The organism is Acidimicrobiales bacterium (genome assembly GCA_036270875.1).
GTDB lineage: Bacteria > Actinomycetota > Acidimicrobiia > Acidimicrobiales > AC-9 > AC-9.
In genome coordinates this window covers 1-1,778 of the sequence record DATBBR010000069.1, presented here as the reverse complement: position 1 = coordinate 1,778, position 1,778 = coordinate 1, and the positions used below count along the sequence as shown (strand labels likewise).

Sequence of the window (1,778 nt, the reverse complement as noted above, 5' to 3'; positions counted from 1 at the left end):
AGGAACGCCGGATCCGCGCCTACATCCGCTGGAACGCGGCCGCCATGGTCACGCGGGCCAACACGCGGACGGAAGGGATCGGCGGTCACCTCTCGACCTACGCCAGCTCGGCCGCGCTCTACGAGGTCGGCTTCAACCACTTCTTCCGGGGCAAGTCCGACGGCGGCTTCGGCGACCAGATCTTCTTCCAGGGCCACGCCTCTCCCGGCATCTACGCCCGCGCCTATGTCGAAGGGAGGCTGACCGAGGCGCAGCTCGACAACTTCCGCCACGAGGTCGGCGGCGGCGGCCTCCCGAGTTATCCCCACCCGCGGCTGCTCCCCGACTTCTGGGAGTTCCCCACCGTCTCCATGGGCCTCGGCCCGATCGCCGCGGTGTACCAGGCACACGTCAACCGGTACCTGAACCTGCGACGTCTCGTCGACACGTCGGGCAGCCGGGTGTGGTGCTTCGTCGGCGACGGCGAGATGGACGAGCCCGAGTCCATCGGCGCGCTCGGCGTCGCGGGCCGCGAGCACCTCGACAACCTGATCTTCGTCGTGAACTGCAACCTGCAGCGTCTCGACGGCCCCGTGCGGGGCAACGGCAAGATCATCCAGGAGCTCGAGGCCGTCTTCCGCGGTGCCGGCTGGAACGTCATCAAGGTCATCTGGGGCTCGCGCTGGGACGCGTTGTTGGCCAAGGACGTCGACGGCGTGCTCCTCGACCGCATGAACACCACGGTCGACGGCGAATACCAGAAGCTGGCCGTGGAGTCCGGGGCCTACATCCGTGAGCACTTCTTCGGTCCCGACCCCCGGTTGCGCAAGATGGTGGAGGACCTCAGCGACGACGAGCTCGTCTCGTTGCCCCGGGGCGGCCACGATTACCGCAAGCTCTACGCCGCGTACAAGCTCGCCACCGAGCAGCGTGGTGCGCCCACCGTCATCCTGGCCAAGACGATCAAGGGCTGGACCCTCGGTCCCGAGATCGAGGCGCGCAACGCCACCCACCAGATCAAGAAGATGTCGAAGGCGCAGTTGCGCACGCTGCGCGACCGCCTCTACCTGACCGACGACATCGGTGAGGACGCGCTCGAGGGCGACCCGCCGTACATCCGGCCGGCCGTTGGATCCGACGCCATGGAGTACCTCAAGGCGCGCGGGCGCGTGCTCGCCGGGCCGGTACCCGTCCGAGTCCTTCGTCCGGCACCCGCCCTGCGCCCCGACGCCAAGGTGTTCGAGGAGTTCGCCGCGGGGTCGGGGCCCCAGTCCGTCTCGACGACCATGGCGTTCGCCCGTCTCCTGCGCAACCTCGTGCGCGACCCGACCGTCGGCGCGTTCGTTGCGCCCATCGTGTCGGACGAGGCCCGCACGTTCGGGCTCGAGCCGCTGATCGCCGAGGCGAAGATCTACGCACCCGAGGGCCAGAACTACATCCCCGTCGACGCCGATCTCCCACTCAACTACGCCGAGAGCTCCTCGGGCCAGGTGCTCCAGGAGGGCATCACCGAGGCGGGCGCACTGGCGACCTTCACCGCACTCTCGACCGCGTACGCCACCTGGGGCCAGCCCATGGTGCCCGTCTACCTCTTCTATTCGATGTTCGGCTTCCAACGGGTCGGTGACCTGGCGTGGGCCCTCGGCGACATGCGGGGCCGGGGCGTCCTGGCCGGCTGCACCGCCGGGCGCACCACGCTCATGGGCGAGGGCCTGCAGCACGACGACGGACAGTCGCCGCTCCTCGCCTCGACCAACCCCGCCGCCCTGGTCTACGACGCGTCGTTCGCCTACGAGGTG

At 69.1% G+C, this 1,778-nt stretch carries 1 protein-coding gene; it reads left to right on the top strand.

What is annotated here, in order from left to right; translation table 11 throughout:
• Positions 1 to 1,778 (top strand): pyruvate dehydrogenase (acetyl-transferring), homodimeric type (gene aceE, locus VH112_07885; protein ID HEX4540151.1); only part of this gene is annotated, 1,778 nt, incomplete at both ends.